General features: G+C 65.5%; 1 protein-coding gene. It reads left to right on the top strand.

All coding sequences use genetic code 11. The annotated features are described in order from the left end of the window. Nucleotides 1-914: NAD(P)(+) transhydrogenase (Re/Si-specific) subunit beta (locus AC1DN9_RS30020; protein ID WP_478106014.1), on the top strand; the 914-nt coding region annotated here is incomplete at both ends.

Below are 914 nucleotides of genomic sequence, written 5' to 3'. Positions count from 1 at the left end.
GCAGTTCAAGGGCCAGCACATGCTGAACCTCGTGCTGGGGCTGCTGACCATTGCGCTGGGCCTGCTGTACGTGGCCACCGAGAGCTGGCTGGCCTTCCTCGCGATGGTGATCCTGGCCTTCGTGATGGGCGTGCTGATCATCATCCCGATCGGCGGGGCGGACATGCCGGTGGTGGTGTCCATGCTCAATAGCTACTCAGGCTGGGCGGCCGCGGGCATCGGCTTCAGCCTGAACAACGCGATGCTGATCGTGGCGGGCTCCTTGGTGGGCTCCTCGGGTGCGATCCTGAGCTACATCATGTGCAAGGCGATGAACCGCTCGTTCTTCAACGTGATCCTGGGCGGCTTCGGCGGCGAGGCGGCGGCGGCCACGGGCGGCGCCAAGGAGCAGCGGCCAGTGAAGAGCGGCAGCGCGGACGACGCGGCCTTCGTGCTCTCCAACGCCGAGACGGTCATCATCGTGCCGGGCTACGGTCTGGCGGTGGCCAGAGCCCAGCACGCGGTGAAGGARCTYGCGCAGAAGCTCACCGAGCACGGCGTGACGGTGAAGTACGCGATCCACCCGGTGGCCGGGCGCATGCCGGGGCACATGAACGTGCTGCTGGCCGAGGCCGAGGTGCCCTACGACCAGGTCTTCGAGATGGAGGACATCAACGGCGAGTTCGGCCAGGCCGATGTRGCGATCATCCTSGGGGCCAACGACGTGGTGAACCCTGCGGCGCTGCAGAAGGGCACGCCGATCTACGGCATGCCGATCCTGGAGGCCTACAAGGCCAAGACGGTGATCGTGAACAAGCGAAGCATGGCCGCGGGCTACGCGGGGCTGGACAACGAGCTGTTCTACATGGACAAGACCATGATGGTCTTCGGCGACGCCAAGAAGGTGGTCGAGGACATGGGCAAGGCGATCGAGT

The sequence above is a fragment of the Variovorax sp. 05L425 genome (assembly GCF_056397705.1).
This window is presented reverse-complemented; position numbering and strand designations above follow the sequence as displayed.